Origin of the sequence: Pseudomonas sp. JR33AA, assembly GCF_021378985.1 — a bacterium.
In the GTDB taxonomy this organism is placed as follows: Bacteria; Pseudomonadota; Gammaproteobacteria; order Pseudomonadales; family Pseudomonadaceae; genus Aquipseudomonas; species Aquipseudomonas alloputida.
This window is the reverse complement of sequence record NZ_JAJSAW010000055.1, coordinates 1-480: the sequence shown is the minus strand read 5'-3', so window position 1 is coordinate 480 and position 480 is coordinate 1. Positions and strand designations below refer to the sequence as shown.

Below are 480 nucleotides of genomic sequence, written 5' to 3'. Positions count from 1 at the left end.
GTTCCAGCGCGTCGCGTTCGGCGAGGAAGCGCCGGTATTTGTCGACATCGAGGCGCTGTGCCAGGCGCGCGCCATTGGGGGAGTAATCTTCATGGGTGAGGGCCTGGAAATGTGACTCGGCCGGCGACAGGGCCGGCCCCCGGCGTGATGTGCCCAGCCTGAACGCGGCCAGTTCCGGTGAGGGGGCATCCGCCGGATACAGGCTTTCCAGCGTCTTGTTCAGCAACAGGGCGACCAGGTTGCGATGGTGAAAGTCGCGGCTCTGCGGGCTGAGCTGTTCGGCATCCAGCCGGTAACACGCTGGCACGCGCTCCTGCTCGGGAGGTTGGGCGGGTCTTGTGTGTTCCAGTTGCTCGGCGGGCATCAGGTCACGCAGTTGATGCTGGTAGGCCGAGACCGACAGGCTCAGGTCCAGGGCCATGCCTTCGGCGTCGGCGAGCGCCACCACCACCGGCACTTTCGGCTGGGTCCAGGGGTAAT

General features: G+C 66.0%; 1 pseudogene. It reads right to left on the bottom strand.

Annotation, left to right across the window (positions count from 1 at the left end):
- Positions 1–480 (bottom strand): annotated as a pseudogene (locus tag LVS58_RS24980) (T6SS effector BTH_I2691 family protein); the annotation flags it as partial.